The organism is Streptococcus suis (assembly GCF_002960445.1).
Classification (GTDB): domain Bacteria; phylum Bacillota; class Bacilli; order Lactobacillales; family Streptococcaceae; genus Streptococcus; species Streptococcus hyiners.
In genome coordinates this window covers 1-286 of record NZ_POJD01000264.1, presented here as the reverse complement: position 1 = coordinate 286, position 286 = coordinate 1, and the positions used below count along the sequence as shown (strand labels likewise).

The following is a 286-nucleotide window of genomic DNA, read 5'->3' as shown; positions in this document are numbered from 1 at the left end:
TTGATTGAGCCAAAACCAAAAGAACCGTCAAAACATCAGTATGATTTTGATGCGGCGACTACCATGGCCTTCATTCTCAAACACGGTCTTGAAGGAGATTTCAAGTTGAACCTAGAAGCTAACCACGCGACCCTTGCAGGGCACACCTTTGAACATGAGCTAAATGTGGCGCGTGACTTTAATGCTCTTGGGTCGATTGACGCCAACCAAGGCGATATGCTTCTGGGCTGGGATACGGATGAGTTCCCGACAAACATCTACGACACCACCTTTACCATGCTTGAAA

1 pseudogene is annotated in these 286 nt (G+C 47.2%); it reads left to right on the top strand.

Features of this window, described 5'->3' with window-relative positions:
- Positions 1–286: pseudogene (locus C1G53_RS09590) on the top strand (xylose isomerase); the annotation flags it as partial.